General features: G+C 48.0%; 19 protein-coding genes. 5 read left to right on the forward strand and 14 right to left on the reverse strand.

Features of this window, described 5'->3' with window-relative positions:
- Window positions 1–14: 14 nt before the first annotated feature.
- The 4 genes from BM056_RS19310 to BM056_RS19325 all read right to left on the reverse strand — a co-directional run bounded on the left by BM056_RS19310 (window position 15) and on the right by BM056_RS19325 (window position 4,063).
- Window positions 15–635 carry a cytochrome b/b6 domain-containing protein gene (locus BM056_RS19310; protein WP_092473518.1) on the reverse strand — a complete coding sequence of 207 codons (621 nt, stop codon included), beginning with the start codon at window positions 633–635 and terminating at the stop codon, window positions 15–17.
- Window positions 632–1,459 (reverse strand): L,D-transpeptidase, encoded by an 828-nt coding sequence (locus BM056_RS19315; RefSeq protein ID WP_092473521.1) that lies wholly within the window; start codon window positions 1,457–1,459, stop codon window positions 632–634. Before BM056_RS19315 ends, BM056_RS19310 begins: the two co-directional genes overlap by 4 nt.
- 82 nt (window positions 1,460–1,541) lie before the next feature.
- Entirely contained in the window at window positions 1,542–2,960 is a 1,419-nt protein-coding gene (locus BM056_RS19320) for a nickel-dependent hydrogenase large subunit (protein ID WP_337833531.1), read from the reverse strand.
- Window positions 2,957–4,063, reverse strand: coding sequence for a hydrogenase small subunit (locus BM056_RS19325; RefSeq protein WP_092473674.1), 1,107 nt, complete (start codon window positions 4,061–4,063; stop codon window positions 2,957–2,959). The genes BM056_RS19320 and BM056_RS19325 overlap by 4 nt, the downstream gene beginning before the upstream one ends.
- A gap of 336 nt (window positions 4,064–4,399) precedes the next feature.
- Here BM056_RS19325 and BM056_RS19330 point away from each other — a divergent pair, with 336 nt between their 5' ends.
- The 5 genes from BM056_RS19330 to BM056_RS19350 all read left to right on the forward strand — a co-directional run bounded on the left by BM056_RS19330 (window position 4,400) and on the right by BM056_RS19350 (window position 9,349).
- Complete coding sequence (locus tag BM056_RS19330) at window positions 4,400–6,022, forward strand: spore germination protein (RefSeq protein WP_092473525.1); 1,623 nt, start codon at window positions 4,400–4,402, stop codon at window positions 6,020–6,022.
- 21 nt (window positions 6,023–6,043) lie between these two features.
- Window positions 6,044–7,150 carry a GerAB/ArcD/ProY family transporter gene (locus BM056_RS19335; RefSeq protein ID WP_092473526.1) on the forward strand — a complete coding sequence of 369 codons (1,107 nt, stop codon included), beginning with the start codon at window positions 6,044–6,046 and terminating at the stop codon, window positions 7,148–7,150.
- On the forward strand, window positions 7,131–8,357 hold the full coding sequence (locus BM056_RS19340; protein WP_092473527.1) for a Ger(x)C family spore germination protein: 1,227 nt from the start codon (window positions 7,131–7,133) through the stop codon (window positions 8,355–8,357). Before BM056_RS19335 ends, BM056_RS19340 begins: the two co-directional genes overlap by 20 nt.
- 27 nt (window positions 8,358–8,384) lie before the next feature.
- The gene (locus BM056_RS19345; RefSeq protein ID WP_092473530.1) at window positions 8,385–8,606 is read left to right on the forward strand and encodes a hypothetical protein; all 222 of its coding nucleotides are present in this window, start codon (window positions 8,385–8,387) and stop codon (window positions 8,604–8,606) included.
- A gap of 116 nt (window positions 8,607–8,722) precedes the next feature.
- The gene (locus BM056_RS19350; RefSeq protein ID WP_092473532.1) at window positions 8,723–9,349 is read left to right on the forward strand and encodes a flavodoxin family protein; all 627 of its coding nucleotides are present in this window, start codon (window positions 8,723–8,725) and stop codon (window positions 9,347–9,349) included.
- 60 nt (window positions 9,350–9,409) lie between these two features.
- Here BM056_RS19350 and BM056_RS19355 read toward each other — a convergent pair whose 3' ends face one another.
- From BM056_RS19355 to BM056_RS19400, 10 genes are all read right to left on the reverse strand, one after another.
- A complete protein-coding gene (locus BM056_RS19355) occupies window positions 9,410–10,096 on the reverse strand; it encodes a response regulator transcription factor (RefSeq protein ID WP_092473534.1) in 687 nt (228 codons plus the stop codon).
- Between the two features lie 206 nt (window positions 10,097–10,302).
- On the reverse strand, window positions 10,303–13,191 hold the full coding sequence (locus BM056_RS19360; protein WP_092473536.1) for an NHLP bacteriocin export ABC transporter permease/ATPase subunit: 2,889 nt from the start codon (window positions 13,189–13,191) through the stop codon (window positions 10,303–10,305).
- A gap of 21 nt (window positions 13,192–13,212) precedes the next feature.
- On the reverse strand, window positions 13,213–15,408 hold the full coding sequence (locus BM056_RS19365) for an NHLP family bacteriocin export ABC transporter peptidase/permease/ATPase subunit (RefSeq protein ID WP_174549983.1): 2,196 nt from the start codon (window positions 15,406–15,408) through the stop codon (window positions 13,213–13,215).
- A 41-nt stretch (window positions 15,409–15,449) separates the two neighbouring features.
- Window positions 15,450–16,346 carry an NHLP bacteriocin system secretion protein gene (locus BM056_RS19370; RefSeq protein WP_092473538.1) on the reverse strand — a complete coding sequence of 299 codons (897 nt, stop codon included), beginning with the start codon at window positions 16,344–16,346 and terminating at the stop codon, window positions 15,450–15,452.
- A gap of 25 nt (window positions 16,347–16,371) precedes the next feature.
- A complete protein-coding gene (locus BM056_RS19375; RefSeq protein WP_092473540.1) occupies window positions 16,372–18,069 on the reverse strand; it encodes an ABC transporter substrate-binding protein in 1,698 nt (565 codons plus the stop codon).
- Window positions 18,070–18,283: 214 nt separating this feature from the next.
- Window positions 18,284–18,583 carry an NHLP leader peptide family RiPP precursor gene (locus BM056_RS19380; protein ID WP_092473542.1) on the reverse strand — a complete coding sequence of 100 codons (300 nt, stop codon included), beginning with the start codon at window positions 18,581–18,583 and terminating at the stop codon, window positions 18,284–18,286.
- Window positions 18,584–18,609: 26 nt separating this feature from the next.
- Window positions 18,610–19,953 (reverse strand): radical SAM/SPASM domain-containing protein, encoded by a 1,344-nt coding sequence (locus BM056_RS19385; RefSeq protein ID WP_092473544.1) that lies wholly within the window; start codon window positions 19,951–19,953, stop codon window positions 18,610–18,612.
- 37 nt (window positions 19,954–19,990) lie between these two features.
- Window positions 19,991–20,896: a GNAT family N-acetyltransferase gene (locus BM056_RS19390; RefSeq protein ID WP_092473546.1), complete on the reverse strand. Its 906-nt coding sequence runs from the start codon at window positions 20,894–20,896 to the stop codon at window positions 19,991–19,993.
- A gap of 120 nt (window positions 20,897–21,016) precedes the next feature.
- Window positions 21,017–22,246 (reverse strand): S41 family peptidase, encoded by a 1,230-nt coding sequence (locus tag BM056_RS19395; RefSeq protein ID WP_092473548.1) that lies wholly within the window; start codon window positions 22,244–22,246, stop codon window positions 21,017–21,019.
- Between the two features lie 336 nt (window positions 22,247–22,582).
- Window positions 22,583–23,296, reverse strand: a complete 714-nt coding sequence (locus tag BM056_RS19400; RefSeq protein WP_092473678.1) for a response regulator — start codon at window positions 23,294–23,296, stop codon at window positions 22,583–22,585.
- Window positions 23,297–23,400 lie beyond the last annotated feature (104 nt).

The following is a 23,400-nucleotide window of genomic DNA, read 5'->3' on the forward strand; positions in this document are numbered from 1 at the left end:
ATTTACGTTCCAAATTATTTGGGCGTGAAATAACCGGTAAAAATTGATTTTAATTTACTAAAGCTTTCTGTTAGTGCGAAATACATATGTCCCGCCACCAAACTCATTAACGTCACAGCACTAAGGTAATGAACCTTCCTGGTATTGCCCAGCCCCCCGAAGAGGCGGCTCAGGCTTTGCAGCCTCCCCGTTGAATATAGCGCCGAACCGGTAAGAATTTGTAATGGAAATAATAAGGCAAAAAAAGTAAACAACAGTTTTTGTGCCGGATTATATTTGGGATATTGGGGTTCTTTTTTACGCAGATATAATTCATATAACGAGAATTTAGGCAGGCTGGCAACATCCCTGGCATTGGGAAACAGTTTACGATAACCTCGTGTTTTTATAGCATAATAGCCCCTGGCAAGGTAATATAAGCCAAAAAAATATTGGGCTGTAAAATGTGTTTTGCGGGCATTATTCATGTTATTAAAAAACATATTTCGATAGGGTTTATTGATATATAGCCCGCTGGCCATCAGTGCAAGCGCCGCAGGTGCTAAAACCCAGTGCATCATTCTTAATTGCCAGGCGTGCCTGAATGATTTGACCCCTTTTATTCTAATACCCAGTAAGTTATTTCCAAACTTCATTTATCATCCCCCCGGGTTTTTCTACCTTCCGTACCGACGCTTGATCTTATTTCCACAGGGGTACCCACCTCAACCAGATCAAAAAGCTCTAAAATGTCGGTTTCACCAACTCTAATACACCCTCCTGAAGCGTATTTACCAATGGATTCCGCCTCATCCGTGCCATGAATCCCGTATTTGCTGCCTTCCGGCGCTCGCAGATCCTGCTCCGATCGCAACCGGTTATCTTTTTCCATGGGAACACAAAGACCCATCCAGCGCCGACCAAGCTGAGGCTTTAAAACATCTTCATTGTCCGTAATTTTATTGGCAATTTTAAAATCACCTTCAGGGGTATAATTCGAAACTTTACCTGTTGCAACAGGGTAAGTTTTAAAAAGATCTCCGTTCTTATATAAATAAAGTGTATTTGTGTCTTTATTGATAAATATTTTATCTTTATTACTATGTGGGTGCGGATAAACCGATAAAATTTTAAATTCAGGATTCAGTTCGATAATTAGAATAGTTTTATCATTTTCAAGCCGGATGCCTTCCTGGATGGCTATCCCTGCAAGAGGCGCAGTTCCTACCGGTTTATCTACGATCCTCCGTACTGAGTTGCAGTTTTGAAATGTTTTTTTAACCCCGGTGTTCCTGTTAAAAACAACTGTACCGTTTTCCTGCCGGTAAACCTGCACTCCGGCGTCCTCATATACAGGCTTTGTTGTAGATGATCTTTTTTTATAGGGCTGCGGCCTCTTTTCACTTACAGCGCATCCCCAGCCCAGATTGGCCAGCAATAGTGCCGTTACAACATAAATTACAAGGTCGCTTTTTTTCATCAGTCACCCCCCGGTTTTAATATTATTGCTGACCAGCGCTGATTTTAGTGTTGTAAATTGTACCAGGGGGGTTTTGCATATGTTATGCAGATACAATAAACTCTTTCATTGGCCGGCCCGGAACTATCACATGGGTGGAACAAGAGGCACAGGGGTCAAAGGAGCGAATAACCCTGTTTATTTCAATAGGCTCGCTCTCATCCGCCACGGGCGTGTCAAGCAGTGCCTCTTCCATGGGGCCAGGTTGGCCCTGGGCATCCCGCGGTGACATATTCCAGGCAGTGGGAGTAATGATTTGGTAATGGGCAATCCTGCCTTTTTCAATTCTCAGCCAGTGCCCCAGCGGACCCCGAAAGGCTCCCGTAAGGCCCACTCCCACAGCTTTTTCAGGTATCTGAAATGAATTATAAACCGGTTCGCCGGGGCGCAGCTCTTCCAGCCAGCTATCCATTAAACTGCCGACTATACAAGTTTCCCTAACCCTGGCCATTATCCGGTCCATTGCAGAAATACCCCTGCGGTAGTCACCGGAAACCCAGAGCCTGGCCAAAGGCCCTCCCTCAACCGCCCTGCCGTTATAACGGGGCGCTTTGACCCAGGAATAAGCACCATCTTTATCCCGGTCGGGCTCCGCGCAGTCTACGGCCGGGTCTTGCAGTCTTTTCTTTCCGATGTACCAGGAATTACTAATGTCTTCCTTAATCGCCTCAATTTTAACGTTTCGAATCAGGCCATCCTGGACATAGCCAAAGGGGAAATACCTTTCCAGATCCTGCTCATCTTTGGGAAACATGCCAAAAACCAGCAGATCAGCTTTGCGCCGGCCGATTTCGTAATAATCGGCATAGGCTTCCGCCAATCTTTCAGCGTCCATAACCATATTGTTATTAATAAAATTATTGATTTTTTGCAGCTTATATTTAAATTCCATAACCACATCGGCCGATGGCGCAACCGTGCTCCCCCCGGCCAAAATACTATGGGGAAACGGTGCCTTGGCTCCCAGTAATGCCTCCAGCTCATGGGCCAGCCTGGCTATGTCAAAAGCCTCATAATAATTGTTCAGCATTTCTTGATTAACCCTGTCTGAGAGCCGCATGTCCCGCTGATAGCAGGGAACAAAAGGCGGTAGATCAGGTCCCCGTACAAAATCAGGCAAACCAAGCAGGTAGAAATGCCTGATATGGTTTTGCAGCAAATCGGCACCCAATATCAGATTGCGCAGTACATTACCGTTATGGGGCGGCCTGATGCCGGCAGCATCTTCCAGGGCAAAGGCAGCAGCAGTACCGTGGGCGGCGGAGCAAATGCCGCAGACCCGTTCGGTCAAATAGCTGGCATCCCTGGGATCCCTGCCCTGCAAAATCATCTCGAAACCACGAAAGGTTTCACATTTGCACCTGGCCTCCACCACCCGGCCATTAGCAACTGTAGCTTCAACCACAAAGGGGCTGTTGGCTCTGGTAACAGGATTAATGACTATCTTTTTCATCACATTCATTCCTTAATTTTCTGTGCAAAGGTTTTTCTCAGCCGGGAGAATAATTCCGCGGCAGGGGTGGTTTCTAAAAACATAAGCCCGGTTCCTGATGGATACAGCGCTTTCTTGATTTTTTTTGCCATTCTCCCCTTTAACACCCCGGCCGTAAAATGCCCGCCTATTCCCAAAGTAGTTACAGCTGCGGCAATTGCACCGATACGGTTGGCGTTAACGTTTATCCCGGGCAAATAAACATCCGGCAAATGCTTGAAAAACGGCATATCTTGATCAGGAAACCCCGGGTTAACACAGCCAATACAAGGCGTTCCAGCTTTAACAGGCCAGCTGACATGATCACTGTTCCACTGCCGGTTGGGGCAGTCGGCAAAGGTTACAGGCCCTTTGCAGCCTATCATGTAGGTACACCAGGGTTCTCCCGGCCGGGACGCGAAGATGCCGCTGTCAAAATAATGTCTCCTCTGGCACATGTTATGGATGGTTTCACCGAAAAAGATCAGGGGGCGGCGAAAATCATCAAGCTCAGGCTCACCATACCAGGCTAAGTGTACTAGAGTGCCGGCAATCCAGGCGGGGTGAACCGGACACCCCGGCACATTGATAACCGGCCGGTCCAGCACTTTTGGAACAGATTTGCTTTCGGAGGGGTTGGGATAGGCTGCATACGGTCCGCCAAAAGCAGCGCAGGTGCCTGCCGCCACTACGTAACGTGCGGCCGCACCCAACTCCTGAACCGCTTGCAAAGCTGTCAGAGGCTTTCCGCCACGGGCTCCAATTACGCAATATAAGCCATTGTTTCTGGTTGGAACTGTGCCTTCAACAACCAGGATAAAATTCCCCATGTCATTGGCCAGTGTATTATCCAGTACCCTGGTGGACATGTCCCCCTGGGCAGCCATAACAAAATGCATATAACGGAAATCAAACAATTCGGTTATAATCTCCATAAAGTTGGGGTCCAGAGAATTGAGAAAAGAAATGCTGTCCCCGTCACAGGTATTTGTGCCCAACCAGATTAGGGGGAGACGTTTTTTCTTTTTGGCAGCATCCTTTTCCAATAAGCCCCCGCCCGCTCTAAAGCATCGAAACTGTTTTAAATTACGCATTATAAACACCCAAAAACATCTTTCCCCCGGGCGCAATAAATATGTACACTTTAACAGCTGCCAAACTTAAATACAGCGCATGAAAATATTACATAAATGACCACCATCTGCACACAATAAACTTAGCAGGAGTCAGAAGTCAGGAGTCAGTAGTCAGAATAAGTAAACCGATAATACATTTTGTAAGAGGGTTAGCAGATTATTGATAACGGGCGGACAGGGTCGTCCGCCCCTACAACCTTTTTCATCCTCTTCTGATGCTGCGTTAACAGCATGGTGATATATTCTGAATTCTGACTCCTGACTCCTGAATACTTAATTCCGGGGGCATAACGAATGGCTTTCTTTAAGAGAACAAGACGTCCTGCGCGCACAAGAACTAAAAATCCAAAAGAACAAAACTCCACGGCACAACAAAAAGCTCCAGCACAAACCAGTTCCAATAACCGGTTGCTAAGCAGCAGTATAGAAATTAACCTGGAGATTTTTAGAAATATATTTAAAGATTGCAGCGATGTGGTAATCAGGGAATTCATCTTTGCCCAGAAGGAAGAAATCAAGTTGGCCCTGATTTATACTGAAGGCATGGTCGATAAAAACCAGGTGGGTGAGCAGATAATGAAGGCCCTGGCCCTGGAAGTGCCCATGACATCGGGCAGCAGCGATATAACCAAAGCAAATGCTTTACATTTTATTAAAATGAAAGGGCTTTGTACCCAGCAAGTTAAAGAAAGCAGCGATCTAGACGAAATTTTAAACGCTGTGCTTTACGGTGACACCGTTTTGTTGGTGGATAGCCACGCCGCCGCACTGATCAACAGCAGCAAAGGCTGGCATACTCGCGCCATTGAAGACTCCAAAACTGAAATGGTGGTCAGAGGTCCCCGGGAATCGTTTGTGGAAACGCTCCGGATCAATACCTCGATGATCAGGCGCAAAATAGTATCTCCTGATCTAAAGATTGAATCTATCTTATTGGGAAAAGTAACTAAAACACATATAGCTGTGCTTTATATTAAGGGCATTGTTAACGAAAAACTGGTTCAAGAAGTTAAAAAAAGATTATCCCGAATTAAAATTGACGGGATTTTGGAATCGGGCTATATTGAGGAGCTAATCCGCGATGAACCATTTTCCATTTTTCCCACCATTGCCCATACCGACCGGCCTGACCGGGTAGCTGCCAGCTTACTGGAAGGTCGCGTGGCTATAATTGTGGACGGCACTCCGGTGGTACTAACGATGCCTTTTTATTTTATTGAATCCATTCAGACACCGGACGATTATTACGAAAATTACTTTTTTGCATCCGCGGTCAGGTTTTTGCGCCTGGCCAGCCTGGTGATCGCTTTAACCTTACCTTCATTTTATGTGGCAATAGTTTCCTTTCACCAGGAGATGCTACCCACCCCGCTGCTGCTCAGCATTGCAGCCCAGCGCGAAGCTGTACCGTTTCCCGTTTTTGTAGAAGCGCTATTCATGGAAATCGCTTTTGAAATCATCCGGGAGTCAGGTATTAGGCTGCCGAGGCCCGTGGGCCAGGCGGTAAGCATCGTGGCCGCATTAATTATCGGTCAGGCCGCGGTCGAGGCGGGACTGGTGGCCGGGGCGACCATCATCGTGGTTGCCCTTACCGCCATGGCTTCATTTACAACCTATTACAGCGGCAGCATAACCTTGCGCCTCCTGAGGTTTCCCCTGATGTTTCTTGCTGCAACCCTTGGCTTGTTTGGGTTAATATCCGGGGTCATTTTAATTGTGATACACATGGCAAGCATACGCTCTTTCGGGGTACCGTACCTTGACCCTATTGCCCCAATAGTTACGGAAGACCTGAAGGATTCGCTGGTGCGGGCACCCTGGTGGGCAATGCATAAACGACCTCATCTTATTGCCCAAAACGATACTGTGCGAGAGGCGGCAGGAATGGAGCCGAAACCTCCCAGGACCAAAAACTAATGAAGCGGTGAGTAATGTAAGTTGGAGCAAGGTAAAATCAGCAGCAAGCAGGCATTTTATTTAATAACGACCTTTATTATAGCTACCACGTTTCTAGGTTTTCCCGCCCTGGTCGCAGGCCAGGCGGGAAAAGATGCGTGGTTGTCGTCACTAATTGCAACGTTATTAAGCTACCCAACAGCCTGGCTGACAGTTAAGCTTGGTTCTTTATTTCCCGGCCTAACTTTAATTGAATACATTGAAAAAATAATCGGGATATGGCCGGGAAAAATGTTAGGTTTTTTGTATTTATTTTACTTCTTCCATATTTGTTCCGGAATAATCACGGAATACGGAGGGTTTATTGCCGACGTGTTTATGCCTGAAACACCAACGGTTGTTTTTTTTATAGTGCCATTAATTATTGCTGCTTATATTATCAAATTTGGTTTGGAGGTACTGGCCAGAACCAACCAGATATTTTTCCCCTGGCTGGTTTTATCGCTGCCCCTGATCCTTGTATTTGTAATACCGGAGATGAAAATAGAAAGATTTCTACCGGTTTTTGATTCAAGTCCGCTGCAGATATTTAAAGGAACTTTAGCACCGCTTACCTGGCATGGAGAAATCATAGCCTTCGCTATGATTATCCCTTACCTGTCTAAACCAAAAGAAGCAGCTAAAATCGCTTATATCTCACTAGCACTGATCGGCGTAATTTTTTTACTGCTAATTGCTACCAGCTTGGCTGTCTTCGGCTCCACCGTATCTTCAATGCTATACCCTGTTTTAAATGTAGCCAGGGTGATTAAGATCGATACAGTTATAGACCGGCCGGAACCCGTCTTAATGGCGATCTGGGTAAGCGGAGGCGTAATTAAAATAGCTTGCTTTTACTATATTATAGTTTTAGGCACAGCTCAGCTATTTAAGCTCAAAGATTACCGCCCGTTGGTGCTGCCGGTAGGGTTAATTCTATTGGCGCTGTCAATAAATTTTGCTCCCAACACAATTATGGCGTTTGATTATATCGCTTATTACTGGCCCTTTTATGGCTTAATTTTCGAATTGGGATTAATGCTCACTTTGTTTTTCATAGCACTTATCCGAAGTAAAGAGGGATCATCCGGTGATCAAAAAAATAATTAGCCTTTGCTTGGCTATATGCCTGGCCTTACCCCTGGGGGGATGCTGGAGCCGCAAAGAGCTTGGTCAGCTGGCCATAGTACTGGCGGCCGGCATTGACCGCGCACCCAACGGCAGCATCCTGCTAACCCTACAAATTGCCAGACCCAAGGCTTTCAGCAGCGGATCGCAGAATTCATCCGGCGGTCCAAGCAATAACACCTGGATCGTTTCACGTTCCGGTGAGACAGTTATGGATGCCCAGAGAAACCTGGAAACAAAGGTTTCCCGCAGGCTTTACTGGGGCCACGACGTAATCCTGATTTTGGGGGAACAACTGGCCAGGGAAGGTTTGAGTCAGGCTATAGACTTTTTCAACCGTTCTCCGGCGGTCAGGGAGACCACCTGGGTTTTTATTACCGCAGGGAAGGCGTCGGACATTATCAATAGTCACTCGCAGTTGGAAAACACCTCTGCCCAAAGCGCAGGGGATATGGCCCGGGCAGGTATTGGAATTCCAATAATGATAAAAGATTTAACTATGGCACTGGCCAGTTACGGCACTAACCCGGTCATTCCCCGGCTAGAGCTGACTCCTTCCGGAAATCCACAGGGGTCGGGCATGCTGGAAAATATCCCGGGAGCCGATGGGGAAAACCCGAAAGTCACCAAAGTCCACGCGGAAGTCACCGTCATCGGAACAGGTGTGTTTAAAAACGATAAGCTGGTAGGATGGCTTGACTTGATGGAAACCAGGGGCCTCCTGTGGCTGAGAAATGAAATAAAACAGGGTGAAATAACGGTTAATTCTATAACTGAGCCCCATAAGCATATTTCTGTACGCATTAATCAAGGCAAAACTGAAGTTGAGCCATTTTATGATGGGAAAAATGTTTGGTTCGATGTCAAATTCACCATGGAAGGAGAATTACTGGAGCAGCAATCCAATGAAAAACTAACCGATGCCAAATACTACCAGGCTATTGAAAAAGAAGTAGCCGACCAAATAGACTTAAGGGCCAGAGAAACGTTGGATAAGGCCCAGCACGTGTATGGCGTTGATATCTTTTCCTTCGGACAAGCCTTTCACAGAAAATATAAAAAAGACTGGGCAGTCATAAAAAGCCAGTGGAATGAGATCTTTGCCACAGCCGAAGTTAATATTCAAGCCAAAGCCACCATAAGACGTACAGGTCTCAACACCAACAAGCTCATTAGAAAAGCACACTAAAAACAGTAGCTGCCGGAGTGAGTAGCCATGGTTATTTTAGGTATCTTATTTGTATTTTCAATCATTATCTGGATAGAAGTTCCTGCCCTGGTGCATAAAAAAATGTGGCGGGAACTCATCGTTTTCTCTATTTTGATTCTAATTGGCATGATGCTCAGCATACCTCAAGCGCTCGGTATGCATGTACCAAGCCCTAACGATTTGGTTGCAGCTATTTTTAAACCTTTTGCTGAGTGGATGAAGCAATAGGCGGCAATCTGCCTGATAATGCAGTTATTTTTTGATGACTATTTTTTTTAAATATCCACTAAATATTGTGATATTATGTTATATAGACTATCAGTCAATTAAAGGAGGTACAAAAAATGAAAATACTCGCGATCAACGGAAGCCATCGTAAAGGGAAAAATACAGCGGATCTGCTTAACCTGGTGCTGGAAGAAGCGGCAGCGCTTGGCGCTTCTACTGAGTTGCTGGAATTATCTGATTATAATATTAAATTATGCCGTTCCTGTAACAAATGTCTGGGCAGACCCCAGTGTTCAATCACCGATGATGATATGGGCAGTATAGGTGAGAAGCTGTTGGAAGCAGACGGTATCGTTTTAGGTTCCCCGGTATACTGGTCCAATGTCAGCACGCTAATGAAGAATCTTATGGACCGTTCCCGTTACTTGCACATGGTTCAAAACCTGCTGGCCGGGAAGGTCGGCGGTGCGGTTACCAACGCCGGGCTGCGCAATGGCGGTCAGGAAGCGACTTTGCGCATTATGGAATTTTTCTTGACCGCACAGGGACTTTATTTGGTTGATTCCCGCAACCAGGAAGACCCGATTATGACCTCCGGAGTGGCCGGATCTTTACTGGCCGATATCAAAGACGGGAAAATAATCTGGCGCAAAAGCGCAATGGAAGATGAGGCCGCTGTTTTGGCAGCACGCCAGTTAGGACGGAACATGGTTGCGGCGATAAAAAAACTGAAAAACAACTAATAGCGCTTGAAGGGACAGGCTTTAACCAACAGCCTGTCCCTTTTATATGATTAAATAATGTTACTGGTGTTCAAATTTATAACCGGTACCCCACACCGTTTTAATGTAAACTGGTTTTGATGGTATATCTTCTATTTTTTCCCGCAGCCTGCGAATATGAACATTTACCGTATTTTCGTCTCCTTCGTATGTACTTTCCCAAATTACCTCCAGCAAGTGAGCTTTAGTAAATACCTGATTCGGATGGGAAGCCATCAACCATAATAATTCAAATTCTTTGGGCGTAAGGGTTATCGTTCTTTCCCCGTTTTGCACAATCCGCTTATTGTAATCAATAACTATTTGACTGTATTGCAAAACTTTTTTATCTTTTACATCAGACACAGCGCTTCTTCTTAACACAGCTTTTACGCGTAATGACAGTTCCATTGGACTAAAAGGTTTGACCTGGTAATCATCAACCCCCATGCGAAAACCAACCACCCTGTCAATTTCGTCGCCACGGGCGGACAGTATTATTACCGGTACATCCAAAAATTCTTTAAGCTTGCGCAGTGTTTCAAAACCATCCATGCCCGGCATCATTACATCTAATAAAACCAGATCCGGCTTGTTTTCCCTGGCTGTCTCCAGAGCTTCGAAGCCGTTTGAGGCACAGGATACAAGAAATCCTTCCCGGGTTAAGGTATGATTTAATATCTTTAGCACCTTGGGGTCATCATCTACCGCCAAGATTTTATGTGGCATTATATTTCGCCTCCGTAATTAAGGGTTACAATTTCCCACCAAGGGTTAACCCAAGTTCCTTGGTGAAATGTGGAGGATTAAAATTATAATAATTTATGCTCCTTCTTTATATTTCGCAACAAATAAAAAATAACCCTTTTTTTATCGATCATACCCAGAGAAATTCTCTCGTTGCTTGTATCCGGCCTCCGGTGTGGGTCATTCTACTAAAGCAGCTGCCGCTTTGCCAACCCGGCAAAAACACCTTCTTGATTAATCAGTTCAGTATAAGTACCGCTCTGTACGATTCTTCCCTGGTCCATAACATAGATGCGGTCTGCGTTAATGATGGTGCTGAGCCGGTGGGCGATAACAACACGCGTTGCATTCAGACCCTCCAGGCTCCGGCTGACCACGGCCTGGGTCCGGTTGTCCAAGGCGCTGGTAGCCTCGTCAAAAAAGATAATGCGCGGACGATTGACAATGGCCCGGGCAATTAAAAGTCTCTGCCGCTGCCCCCCCGAGAGGGTGGAAGCTCCCTCTGCTATTACCGTGTGCATGCCCATGGGCATCTGCTGGATATCCTCAGCCAGGCCGGCCATGGCTGCGGCCTCCCAGGCGTCATCCATGGTCAGGGGCAGAGACCCGACGATATTGCTGAAAATACTCCCGGGCAGCAGCCGGCTGTTTTGCAGCACAACGCCCAGCTGGCGGCGGACAGACTGCACGTCCAAAACGGCCAAATCCTCCCCGTTATAATATACGGCGCCTGATTCCGAGGTTTCAAAGCCCAGCAGCAATCGTAAAAGGGTAGACTTGCCGCTTCCCGAAGAGCCGACCACGGCCACAAATTCCCCGGGGCGAATATGCATTGAAACATCCTGCAAAATCACCGGGCCGCCGGCATGGTAGCGGAAAAAGAGCCGGCTGATCTCGATCTCTCCCGTAAGGCTGCCGGGGTCCGCCCTGACTTCATTCACCTCCGGAGGAGTCTCGAGAATCGGCTTAATCCTTTCGTAAAGAGGAATAATCTTTAAAGATGAGATAATTGTCGAAGTTACACCTGCCATGGCGCCTAAAAATCCGGAAAACGCCGTAATGAAGGCCAAAAACCGGCCGGTCGACATCATGCTTTCGCTGGCCAGCCCCATGATGGAGAAAATAACGATTGAAGCCATAAGCGGGTAAGTCGCGTTAAATACCTCAAAATAATTGGCTGTTGTACTGGCTTGATAGGAAAACTTTCTCTGTTCGCTGAAAGATTTGGACCACAGGTAAAAGGCCCGGTTTTCAGCTCCGGCGATCCGGAACTTGGCGATGCCGCCCAGTACCTGCAATATCAACCCGGATATTTTCCCTTCAAGCTCAAGCTGTTTCCGGGCATAACGGACCCCCCAATAGCCCACGGCCAGAAAAAGAGCCAGATACAGAATCACCAGTCCCGCGGCTACCCCGGCCAGCCCGGCATTATAGAAGAACAATAAACCCAGGTTAAAAAATGAAAAAAAGCCGGAAAAAATTATCACCAAACTTGAGCCGGAAAGGGTAAGAATGATAGCGCTGATGCTGTTGGCCCTGGAAGCCAGGTCACCGGCCGAATAACGTTGGAAAAAAGGCACCGGCATATTCAACAGGCGGTCCCAGATAGCGCTCTGCAGACCGGCGTCCAATTTACCTGCCAGCCGCAGCATGGCGATGGATTGAGATGCCTGGAAGCCGGCGCCCGCTACGGCTCCGGCCAGCAGAAAGGCTGATATTTGCAGGAGCTGGCCCCTATCCGCCGACGGAATGACGCTATCGAACAAAATCCCCGTAGTTACAGGGATCAGCATTCCCAATATCCCACCGGCCACCCCCAGGAGCATGATCATGGCTATATCTTTTTTAGACCGGCCTGACAGCCCCAGGGACAGCAAATCTTTTACCGAAACAGTACGATCCGGGAGAGGCCGGTAAAAAACGTAGGCAAAAGGCTTCAGGGACCTGATCAGCGCATCGGTCAGGGACAATTTTGTTTGATGCAAAGGATCATAAACCTCATAGGAGCATTCCCGGACAGGAATCACGGCCACCGGTCGCCCGTCTTCCTCCATGTAGGCCAGAAAAGGGCCGTTGTCATGTCGCCACCAGTCACCTTTTAGGATCACCCGGCGGACACGCATGTGCGACGCCCTGGCGATATCCTCCAGGGGATCTCCTGATCTGCCGTCCCGGCGAGGGGGTGCGGCAACAGCAATGCCCATACTTTCACCCACCCGCCGGCAAGCCCAAAGCAAAGGGGCTTCGCCGGCATCGTCCGGTAATTCTTCCCGCCCGGTTTGCACCACTGAAGTCAGTTGATGCATGGCTTTTTGCACAAATTCCCGGTCTTTTGTTTCTTTATTGACCAGCCGCCGGCGCTCTTCGGCCTCGGTCCTGTCGCGCCGCCAGCGGATCAGTTCCAGGGCCAGGCGATGAAAATGACGCAATGCTGCCCACTGGGCATCCTCTTTCAAAAAGCCGGCGGTATCCGCCACGTACAGCTTGCTGTTCGCCTGCGCCGAAACCCAGACATTGGCCGCAACCGGAAAAAACACTTCTCCTTCCAGCGCCGGCAAATCAGGGTTGGCCAGGAAATGCAAAACACCGGCCCGGGACTTGATCCAGAGCACCTTTTCTTCCGGCTTGAGCAAGCAATCTTCCCAAACCGTAACCGTCTGGCCCGCCCGCAGTATCTCGTACTTCTTCGGCGGTATTTCCCTGCATATTCCTGCGGAAAAACCGGCAACCCAGCTTTCCAGCAAAGCGCCCACCAGCTCCCCGCAGCTTTCCGCAATCTCCTGGAACCGCGACTTTTCCATTCTCATGACAATAGTATCCGGATTGCACGCGGCCAGCAGCCCAAGTTCCGGGCCGTTACCCGGCTTGGCACCAAACAAAGCCTGCCCGGCTTCAATATCAAACAGGTGCAATCTTTGGCCGGCTGCTTCGCCGCCAGCCACCGGAACAGAGAAGATATTCACCCTGCCCTTACAGACCAGCCAGATATGCTCCGGATTGTCCAGCAAGAAAGAAGGGGCGTTTTCAAAATTCAACACTGTCCCCTCACGCATGAATAATTCTTTGATTACTGACATCGGTGTGTCCCCTTTCCTTATTTACCCGATTAAATCGGCATAGGGGCCTTTAACGTTCTTCAGCTGCTCATGCGTTCCCCGCTGCACTACCTTGCCCTTTTCCAGTACGATAATCTCGTCGCAATCCCGGATGGTGCTCAGGCGGTGGGCCACAATCATCAATGTGCCTCCCCGGCGCCGTATATTGTCGTTGATTATTTTTTCAGTTACCGGGTCCAGGGCGCTGGTGGCTTCGTCCAAAATCAGTATGGAGGGTTTGCCCGCCAGGGCACGGGCTATCTCCATCCGCTGCTGCTGTCCTCCGCTGAAATTGCGGCCGCCTTCTTCCACCAAGTGGTCGTAACCGCCGTCTCTGGCCGCGATATCCTGGTGGATGCAGGCATCCCTGGCCGCCTGGATAACATCGGCCTCGGCAATGGTGGAGTCCCAGAGGGTGAGGTTGTCACGCACCGTTCCTTCAAAGAGTATAATATCCTGATCCACCACGGACAGGGAATTGGTGATCAACAGCCTGGGAATAGCACTGCGGGATTTACCGTCAAAAATGATTTCCCCCGACCAGGGCCGGTACAACCCCGCTACCAGTTTGGCTATGGTCGACTTGCCGCTGCCCGACCCGCCCACCAGGGCAACCCTTGAACCCGGCTTCATCTTAAGGTTAAAATTCTCAATTAGCGGGGGCTCCAGCCGGCTATACCCAAATGTAACATTTTTCAACTCCACGTAACCGTTCAACTTCACGGGCCCGGCAGGCAAACCTCCCGGCGAATCCAGGTCGGCCAGACGGCTATCCACCGGATAACGAAGCACATCTTCCACCCTGTTAATATTTCCTTTCATTTCCTGCAGGGTGCTCCCCATGTTTACCAGGCTGCGTACAGGTTCCAGAAAACTGCTCATCAGGCTTTGAAAGGCCACCAGCATGCCGATGGTAAGCTGGCCGTTGATCACGTGGAGCCCGCCGATGGAAAGTATAACCATTAGATTCAGGTTATCCAAAAAAAAGGGGACCACCGCCAGATACCCGTTGGAAACCCCCATTTCCTGTTCGCTGTTTACCAGTTTGGCCTTGTAACCCGCCCACTTGGCAAAAAAATCCGACTCATTGCCGCCGGCTTTTAACGTTTCAATCATCTGCAGCCCGGCCATTGAGGTTCCGTACAGCTTGCCGCGGTCTTGCAGCAGCTTTTGATTCTGGTCGTTTCTTTTACGGGCCACAAACTGTAGATAGAAAATGTTTAAAGAAGCTATAAACAAACCAACCAGCGCCAGCAGTACATCATAACGCAGCATTAATGCAAAATAAAAGATGATCACCATACAATCCAGCACCGTTGGGGCCAGCCTGCCCGCTAAAAACTGCGCCACCTGGTCGTTTATCTGCACACGGGCGCCAATTTCGCCACTGTAACGCTGGGCGAAAAACTGCACGGGCAGGCGGAGCACATGCCAGAAAAATTGGCCGGATGTGCTTAAAGCCAGTTTGGTTTCCATTTGCAGCAGGTAATAGTTTTGCAGCCAGGTCAGACCGAGCCGCAGTACGGCTGTCAGCCCCATCCCGATTAATAGGGGCGGCACCCAGCTTTTCATGTTCTGCAGCAGGATATTGTCCACGAAAATCCGGGTAAAAACCGGGATAACCAGGCCGGGCAGCACCATCAAGAACCCGGCCAGCACGAGGTAAATCAAGTAAAGCTGAAAACCCCTGAGCCGGCTTTTCAGGGCCGGGATGATATTGCTTTTTTCCCCACCCTTTTGGAAATCGGGTCCGGGCTCAAAGGTCAGCACAACACCGGTAAAAGACTGGTCAAACTCCTCCCCGGTCACTCTTCGCGGCCCGGAAGCCGGATCATTTAAGTAAACAAATCCTTTTTTAAAACCTTCCAGAACCAAAAAGTGATTAAAATTCCAGAAAATAATCATTGGTCCCTGAAACTTTTTTACTCTTTCCGGCTCCAATCGATATCCTACGGCGCTCAGCCCGTACCTGCGGGCTGCTTTTAACAGATTGCTGGCCTTGCTGCCATCTCTGGAAACCCCGCATTCCAGCCGCAATTCTTCTAGAGGAACAAACCTGCCGTAATACCCCAGAACCATGGCCAGGGAAGCGGCGCCGCATTCCACCGCCTCCATCTGCAAAACCGTGGGCACCTTGACCCGTTTAATTTTTTGTATTTGGCCGTTTTTTTGTATCCAGTTGCCCGGCAAATTAAACATATGCTCAATTCACTCCCTGAATATGCCTGTCACCGGTCAGGTTAATTTGCCGCACCTATGGGAATGACCAATTCAACCGGTCTGACCTTTTTTAAGATAATCTCCCCCTGGCAAAGGGTGCCGCTGTCAATCTTTACCGACGGGCCTCCCCGGGAAGACCACTTATACCCACTGACCGTGCCGGTGTCGGGGATCAAATCCACACGCACCTCCACCGGTGTTCCCCGGCCTGAAAACTTTTCCGCCAGTTCCCTGCTGCCCAGCAATTTTACCATTCCTTCAGCAGCAACCGGAAATTCCGAAACCGATGTCACCCTGCCCAGCATATAGCCGTACTCTTCCCTTCTGGCCACGGAGGGGGAAACCTGTACATCCATGCCGGGGAATAATCTTTTTCCTTCTTCCAGGGGAATATAAAGGACTGCCTCCAGTTCTTTCACATCCCGACCCTTTATCTCAACGCTCATTAACGGGGCGCCGGATTGGACCCACTCCCCTTTTTGCGTTTTAACTTCCAGCACACGGCCCGCATAGGGGCTGACCACCCTGGAATTAGACTCAATTTCTTCCCGCAGCCGGTCCGTATTATCTTCAGACATTGCCGCGCCGGCATTTTTCATCCATTCCGGGTTGAACATCCTGGCCACTACCTCTCCTTTACCGATCATGTCGCCGGCGGACACCTTGATGTCGGTGACCTGCCCCTCGACACCGCAGGCGATGTCGGCAACCCCGCCCTGGCCGACCAGAATGCCCTGCCCCTGGACTTTAATGGGTATACTGCCGAATACCCCCCAGAACAAAGCTGTCGTAATTAAAAATCCCAGTCCCAGCAAAGCAATCCAGCCCCTGGGCGTAACAAATGTGGTAAACAAATCCAATTGTTCAGGAGAGGATAATCTTTCCAGTGCTGCTTGGCGAAATAACTTGGGTATCATTTAATTCAGCCCCTAAAACTAAAAGTCAATGCTGCAGGCAGGTAAAATTTCCGTCTTTTACCTGCTTGATCACAATATCCTTGCCCAAAACATCACCATTTGGCGCAAAGCTGAGGCAACCGGTCGCTCCGGGCCACTTTTTCAATTCCCGCAGTTTGCCGGCAACCTTGTCGGCATCGGTGGATCCGGCCATTCGGATGGCATCGGCCAGCAATTTTACCGAATCGTAACCCTGGGCGGCAAGCAGGTCGGGATCAACGCCAAACCTTTTTTTATAGCTCTCCACAAACTTTCTCACCTCCGGGCGCCGGCCAAGAGGATTGAATACTGAAAAGACAGTGGTTCCTTCCACCGCCCGTCCCCCTATTTTAATAAGGTCGGTCGAATCCAAAAAACTGCAGGCAAAAACAGGGGCGGCAATCCCCGCCCTGCGAAGTTGCGCGATGAATTCCGCTCCTTCCGGCAGTGGTTCCGCCAGGAATATGGAATCAATACCCATGATTTTCCACCGGGCCAGTGCGCTGTCGGTTTGTTCCGGGCCGAAGCAGTCGGACAGCCGGTCAACTATATCAACCCCCTGCTCACCAACACGGTTTTCAAAGGCATTGGCCAAAGCACGCCCGTACTCGTTGTCGCCATAATAAATCACCGAACGCTTTAAACCCTGCCGGGCCATGTATTTCGCCGCCAGTCCGCCGAATTCTTCCCCGCCGGGCATGTTCCGGAAAACATATTTGTATCCTTGCCGGACAGCCGGCGGAACAAAGCCGGTGGGGGCCAGCATGATAATCCCCGCTCTTTCATAAACTACAGATGCCGGCGCCGATATGTAAGGCTGCTGGTGTCCAATTACCGCCACCACGTTCCCAAATTCCACAAAGGATTGGGCAACAGCCATCCCCCTGGTAATATTTGCCTGATCATCTTCAAAGACAGCCAGCACATTGGCGCCCAGGATTCCGCCGCCGGCATTAATCTCATCCACAGCCATTTCGACGGCGTTTTTGAACGCAGACCCGTCATGGCCGGTAAAAGATCCGGCCACCCCGATGACAATGTCGCCCTGGCCGTGTTGGGCGTACAAACCGGTGGTCCTCAGGTAAATCAATAGCAGCACCAAAGCCAGGGCGCCTAAAAAAGACAACCGTAATTTTTTGCTGATCACGATAACTTTGGAGGGAACGGGAAGTGGGGGTTTTTCCTTGGCCTGGGGACCTGCGGCTATTCCGGCGCCCGGCGCGGCAGCAATTTCTTCTGACGGCTTGTCCGCCGGCTCCTTGCCGCCAGACGGCTTGCTCTGTACTATAGCCAGCCGTCTGGCCAGGATACCGGCAAACTGAACGGCCAGGGAATTGTGTTCCAGGAGTAATTCATCAAAACGTTCTTTGGATAGCTTTAAAACAGTTAAATCGCCGGCTGCCCGCACCCCGGCCGACCGGGGATCGCCGGTCAGCAGCGACATTTCGCCGAAACATTCTCTCTCACCAAGCCGGGCAAGCTCTCTTATCTTATCCCCTTCATTGATAAACACTACGGCGGTCCCGCGGACAACGATGTACAGGGAGTCGCCAAACTCCCCCTGTTGAAAGATAACTTGTCCATCTGTATAATTAATCTCTTCCAGGGCGGGTACAAGTTTGGTCAGGTGCATCCGGTCGAGGCCCGAAAACAACGGAATATCCAGCAAATTTAATTTATCCAGCCCGATATTGGTTACCTGCATAGTGTTTTCTCTCCCGGAGTCTATTGGTGTTAATTGTTAAATAATCAATATTTTAACATTTTTCATACATGAGCAATAGGGATAAGTACTCGCCCATGCGCTCGATTTGGAGTCCGAGTAGATATTGCATTGACAATTTTGCGGTCTGACCAAAAAAATGCGCTGTCAGGTGCAGAAAACACCCCGGAAGAAAACTTCCGGGGAATAATACTTATCACCGTAAGGGCGGCTCAATAGCAATTTGGCCCATGGTACAACTGCACCCACCTGCAACCATATCCAGTGCTCCGTCTGCTAATACTTCCTGGTTCATCGGCAATACAAGGTAGGCCAGTTTTGGTGTTTCTTCAACTACTTTAATATCAATTTCTTTTGGGATTTCAACCCCGAATTGAGCGATGGCCTTGTGGGGATCAGACATTAATTCCTTTTTAAACTCTTCGTCTGCTCCGGCTTTATTAATGATTTGTTCTTCAATTTCCCTCCGTGTCAAATTATTGCTGTTTGTTTCCATAGCCTCATCACCTCCTTTCTTTTACATTACAACTGGCTCTTTTCATGAAAATATAGTGTTTTTATATATTGTTCAATATGATCATCTAAAGGATTGCATTTTTTTGGTTGACCGTTGACTATTTCCGGGTAGCCGCAGCCTCCCATGCAAATGGGCAGCCTTTTGCATTCCGGGCAGTGGTCATTAGTAAAGGGTTCCCATAACAGCCAGCGAATTTCGTGCATCCGCTGGCTGTTGCTGCGGGCTTTAAAATTAGTGATATTGCCTACACTGGCTTCCTTTCGGCCGGTTTCTTTCCAGCACTTATACAGATCTCCATCCGGGGAAATGATATATGCATCCGGGCTGCAGGCCCCACAGGCAAAAGTTAGTGAGGGATAATAACGCTTTTTATCTATATTAAACTGTTTTTGCAGTAAAGATTTATGAAATTCTATTTTCAGGTCTCTCGCCTGTTCCAAGGTCAAAGTATTGCATTCATAATTATGGCACCCGGGTGTATCCGCATAAACAAAGCCCTGATAGATATGGACACTTTTAAGATTGTTGTTATAAAGAATATCCAGTAGCTTTTCAGTATCATGCATATTTGATTTATCTGTATTAATCCTGAGTGTCACATCAAATCCTTCTTCCGCCAGTAGTTTTATACCCTGCAGGATGCGGTCGAAGGTAGGTTTATGACTTCCCTTGAGCCTTCTGCGCCGGTTATGTAGCTCCGGTGGGCCGTCCAGGGTAATTTGCAGGGAAGTGATTTTGCTGTCTTTCAGCTTTTGTATTATTTTTGGATCATGGGCAATCAAGTAGCCGTTGGTAACCATCTTTGCAAAGTAGGCTATTTTATTTTGAGCGGCGATATCAATCATTTTATTTGATAATGTAAAGATTAAATCTTTTTCCAGCAGTGGCTCGCCACCATACCAAAAAATATGTAAAGAGTCTAATTTATTTGCTCTATCGGTTATAAACTCAAGCAAAGCCTGCTGCACAGTTTCAGACATCCCCTTATCGTACTGGGGTTCTTCTCCCTCGCCGGGATGCTGGAAACAGTAGATGCAATCGAAATTGCACCGCATGGTCGGAACAATGGTTATGGGTAACTTGCTGCGGTTGTATTTGCTGCTGTAATACATTTTTTTTAAGATTAACAGCTCGTCAACAACATCATCAATCACAAAACCCCCTTGTTTCATACGGTCAATAAACTGTTTCCCTTGGGGTGAGAGCGAGTTATAGTCAATCCGGGCGGCACTCAACAAATCGATGCAGGTCTTTTCAGTTTCCACCAGCCCGCCGGTCATGCTGTTATAAATGATCATGTTTTCAGAGTGTTCGGCAGGCCAGATAAAGTTGTACCTGGAAGGTTTCATCTTTTGCCTCCTTAAATTGGATTGGATGATTATATAATTAAATTTCCTTTATGGATTGCATAAAAACTACGGAATCTATGGCGGCCGGTCTGCCCGGACTGCAATGTTTTTCAAAAAATCTGATTAAGTGCTGGTTGGTTATAAATTCGGGGTAGTAGGCCAGGTCCATTTCAGCGTATGGTATATCTTCCTTGATCTGATTTTTTATTGCTTCTGCCAGCAGCCGGACACCAAGGCCGGTTTTTTGCATGTCTTCCCGTACATAGAGCCTTTCGTAAAATAAGGTATCTTCTGCAATACGATTTGTAATCACAAAACCGACTATCTCTCCCCGGCGGGACAACCACAGGCTTGTGGCCGGGTGGGGATTTTTAAGATGTGACTGAAAAGGAGATGCCCAATCCGGATACCATTTGTTAAGGCCATTTTTTACTTCTTCCAGTTTCTCCCCGGAAAGCTCCAGCCAGGGGATTACGGTACAGCAGTCACCCAGGGAAACACGATCTATCCACCCGTTCTTAAAGTCGAAAATATTATATTTGCTATACACCCTCCGCTTTACCGGTTCACTCCAGCCGCACTTTTGCAGGATCTTTTCTACTGCAGGTGTATATTTTTTACCGGCGGGGAAACGAAGAAAAATATTTGAGCAGCCTTTTTCCTTAAGCTTCCTTTCCACATATAAAAGCAATTCAGTACCAAGACCGTTATTTCTATAGCTGCCGCCAACAAATAAACTTTTCACGTCCCCCATTAAACCACCTTGTCCGTTATCGTATATCCGGGCCAGGACAAGACCGGCCGGCCCTAAAAAATGTGAAGCGGCTCCAATCACAGTTCTCTCATTTAAACAATCCCGGCGTAGAATCTCGCGCATCTGTGTGTCGCTGAATACTTCATATTGAGGTATCATTGCCGGCACAAGCGGTTGAATAGTAAACATAATCTATACTCCTTATATAATGCTATAAAAATTGTAGCAATCGTTCATAAATTTTTGTTAAACACGGCCTAAACTTAATTTAAATTTTGCTAAATTTTATATAACATTTGCAGGTCGGGCTTATAACATAAACCGCCAAAGATATGGGCTTTTTTCATGAAAAATATGTTCCAGCACGGGGTCTTTCTTTTCCATATAGTCGGTAAAGGTCAGTTCCACAACCCGGTCGGGAACAAAAGAGGGGCTGTCCTCCCGGCTGCACCGGAAATATCTGGTGGAATAGCTGACATAAAGGTTTGTGCCGGCCAGTTGAAAAAACATCACTTCGCCGTAGCCGTTCGGTTTTCCACCCGTCGGCTCCCCTACAAAAATAGCCATGGTAGTTTCCCTAAACTGCAGGGCATTGAACATTCCCGCAGAAAATGTTTCCCGTCCTACAATGACGTACAGCCCTCCCGGCCGGTTGATGTGTTCCATGCTGCGCACTTCCTGGATGAAAGGTTGCAGCAGCCTGGAATTACCGCCATTATTGTGGCGTAAGTCAATAATCAGTTTCCCCACATCGCTGTCCCGCAGGAAGGCAAGCTGTTCCCGGATAAAGCTGTCCAGGGGGGTGCCGGGGTCATTCAAACAGACATTGTATTGGAAATATACGGTGCCGGTATCCGGAAGATGCTCAAACCAGTACGGCATGCCCCGGTTTTTCAGGTATAGGGGTTCTGGAACAGGGGCTGGCGGGTGCTGGGGCCACAGTCCCGTTCTGTCTGGCCAGACGGAGTTTTCGCCCACCGGGAGTGCCTGGACCAGTTCGGTGACGGGCTGTTTCCCGGTATCCCGGAAGGTCATTAAAACCCGGTCCGGATCAGGCGCGATGCCAAGCCCATACAGAACTTCCGGGTGCATCAGACACCAGGGAATGTTTCTTTTCAGCCACCACGGGTTCTCATGGGCTATAACCCCGGTGATGGCCTTTTCTATTTCCTCAATGCCTTTGCCGTTAATGCCCATCAGCCGGCTATTAAGAAGATGGCTGTAACCGGGAGCGGCATGGGTGACGTAAATTCCTTCCTTAAACGAGTACAGGGTCAGGGGATATACTTTTTCCGGCCGCCACCATAACTGGGTGTGGGCATCTCCCGCCGAGGCCACCCACCGGGCAATGGCCGCCTTGATCTCGTTTTCTTGCATCCCTGGGAGGGCCCGGCGCAGTTCCAGAAGCTCCTTCTCCATGTCATCGCGGCTTCTCTGGAAATAAAAGTTGACGTGCCGGCGGGGCAGTTCCCGGGCCAGATGGTCCAGAACCGCAGCCCATGTTGCCACGTCCCCGTCGGACTTGCACCAGTACGTCATTAAGACCCTCCTTTTGGTTGTACAGGGGATGGGATTGCCGGTATAAGCTTTGTCAACAACCCCATCACCTTATTAACCGTCGTGACAATCCAAAAAAATTTTAGCATTTGTTTATAAAGTTTTGATAAACGCGTTCTAAACGCAACTTAAATTTTGATAAATTTTATTTAACTTTAATATCAAACGTTGGAAAAACATCTACATCAACCACCATGAATATGGACTTAAAATTAAAAGCCTTCACCGTTAATTGGTGAAAGCTTTTTGAACAACTGAATTTAAGCGTGAACTATGGTAATGTTAATATTTGTAGAGAAGCCCTAAAAGCAAGAGTTTCTACTTTTCTTTACTGTTATGTAACTTATAACCTATTCCCCTCACTGTAATGATATACCGGGGTTGGGAGGGGTGCTGCTCAATTTTTTTGCGCAGCCTGTTAATATGAACCATCAACGTTCTGTTATCAGCATTATCATTAAACTGCCACACCAACTCCAGCAAATGGTCATATTTAAAAATCCGGTTGGGGTTTTGAGCAAGCAGGACGAGAAGTTCAAACTCTTTATTGGTTAGTGTAACCGGGGAGCCGTCAACTTTAACTGTTCGGTTGTTTAAGTCTATATCCAGTCCGGGAAAATGAAGCATTTGACTTTTCTCAGAAAGTTTGCAGTTTGAGTTTTGCATGAGATGGCGGCGTAAGTTCGCCTTTACCCGTGCAATCATTTCGTTTGGGTTGAATGGTTTGATTATGTAGTCATCTCCACCTACCCCGAGACCCAGCACAATATCTGACGAATCATTTTTTGAAGTGAGAAAGATTATTGGAACGTCACTATCCTTGCGTAATTCACGGCACACTTCAATCCCGTCCAGGTTGGGCATAAGTATGTCCAGTATAATCAGGTCGGGCCTATGTGTCCGGATCAAATCAAAAGTCTTATAGCCATCCTCGGCCGTGATTACCTGAAAGCCGTTTTTGACCAAATGATGGCTGGCTAATTTTCTTACTACGGCTTCATCGTCAACCACCAGAATTTTTTCTCCAGCCATATTCTTCCCTTCTTTCTCATTTTTTTTAATAATACTGCTAAAAGGGCGTTTTTCCTGCATGTATACGCCTTATTTACTCAGATTGTTATATGCCCGGTTAAATA

The organism is Desulfotruncus arcticus DSM 17038, from assembly GCF_900113335.1.
GTDB lineage: Bacteria > Bacillota > Desulfotomaculia > Desulfotomaculales > Desulfallaceae > Desulfotruncus > Desulfotruncus arcticus.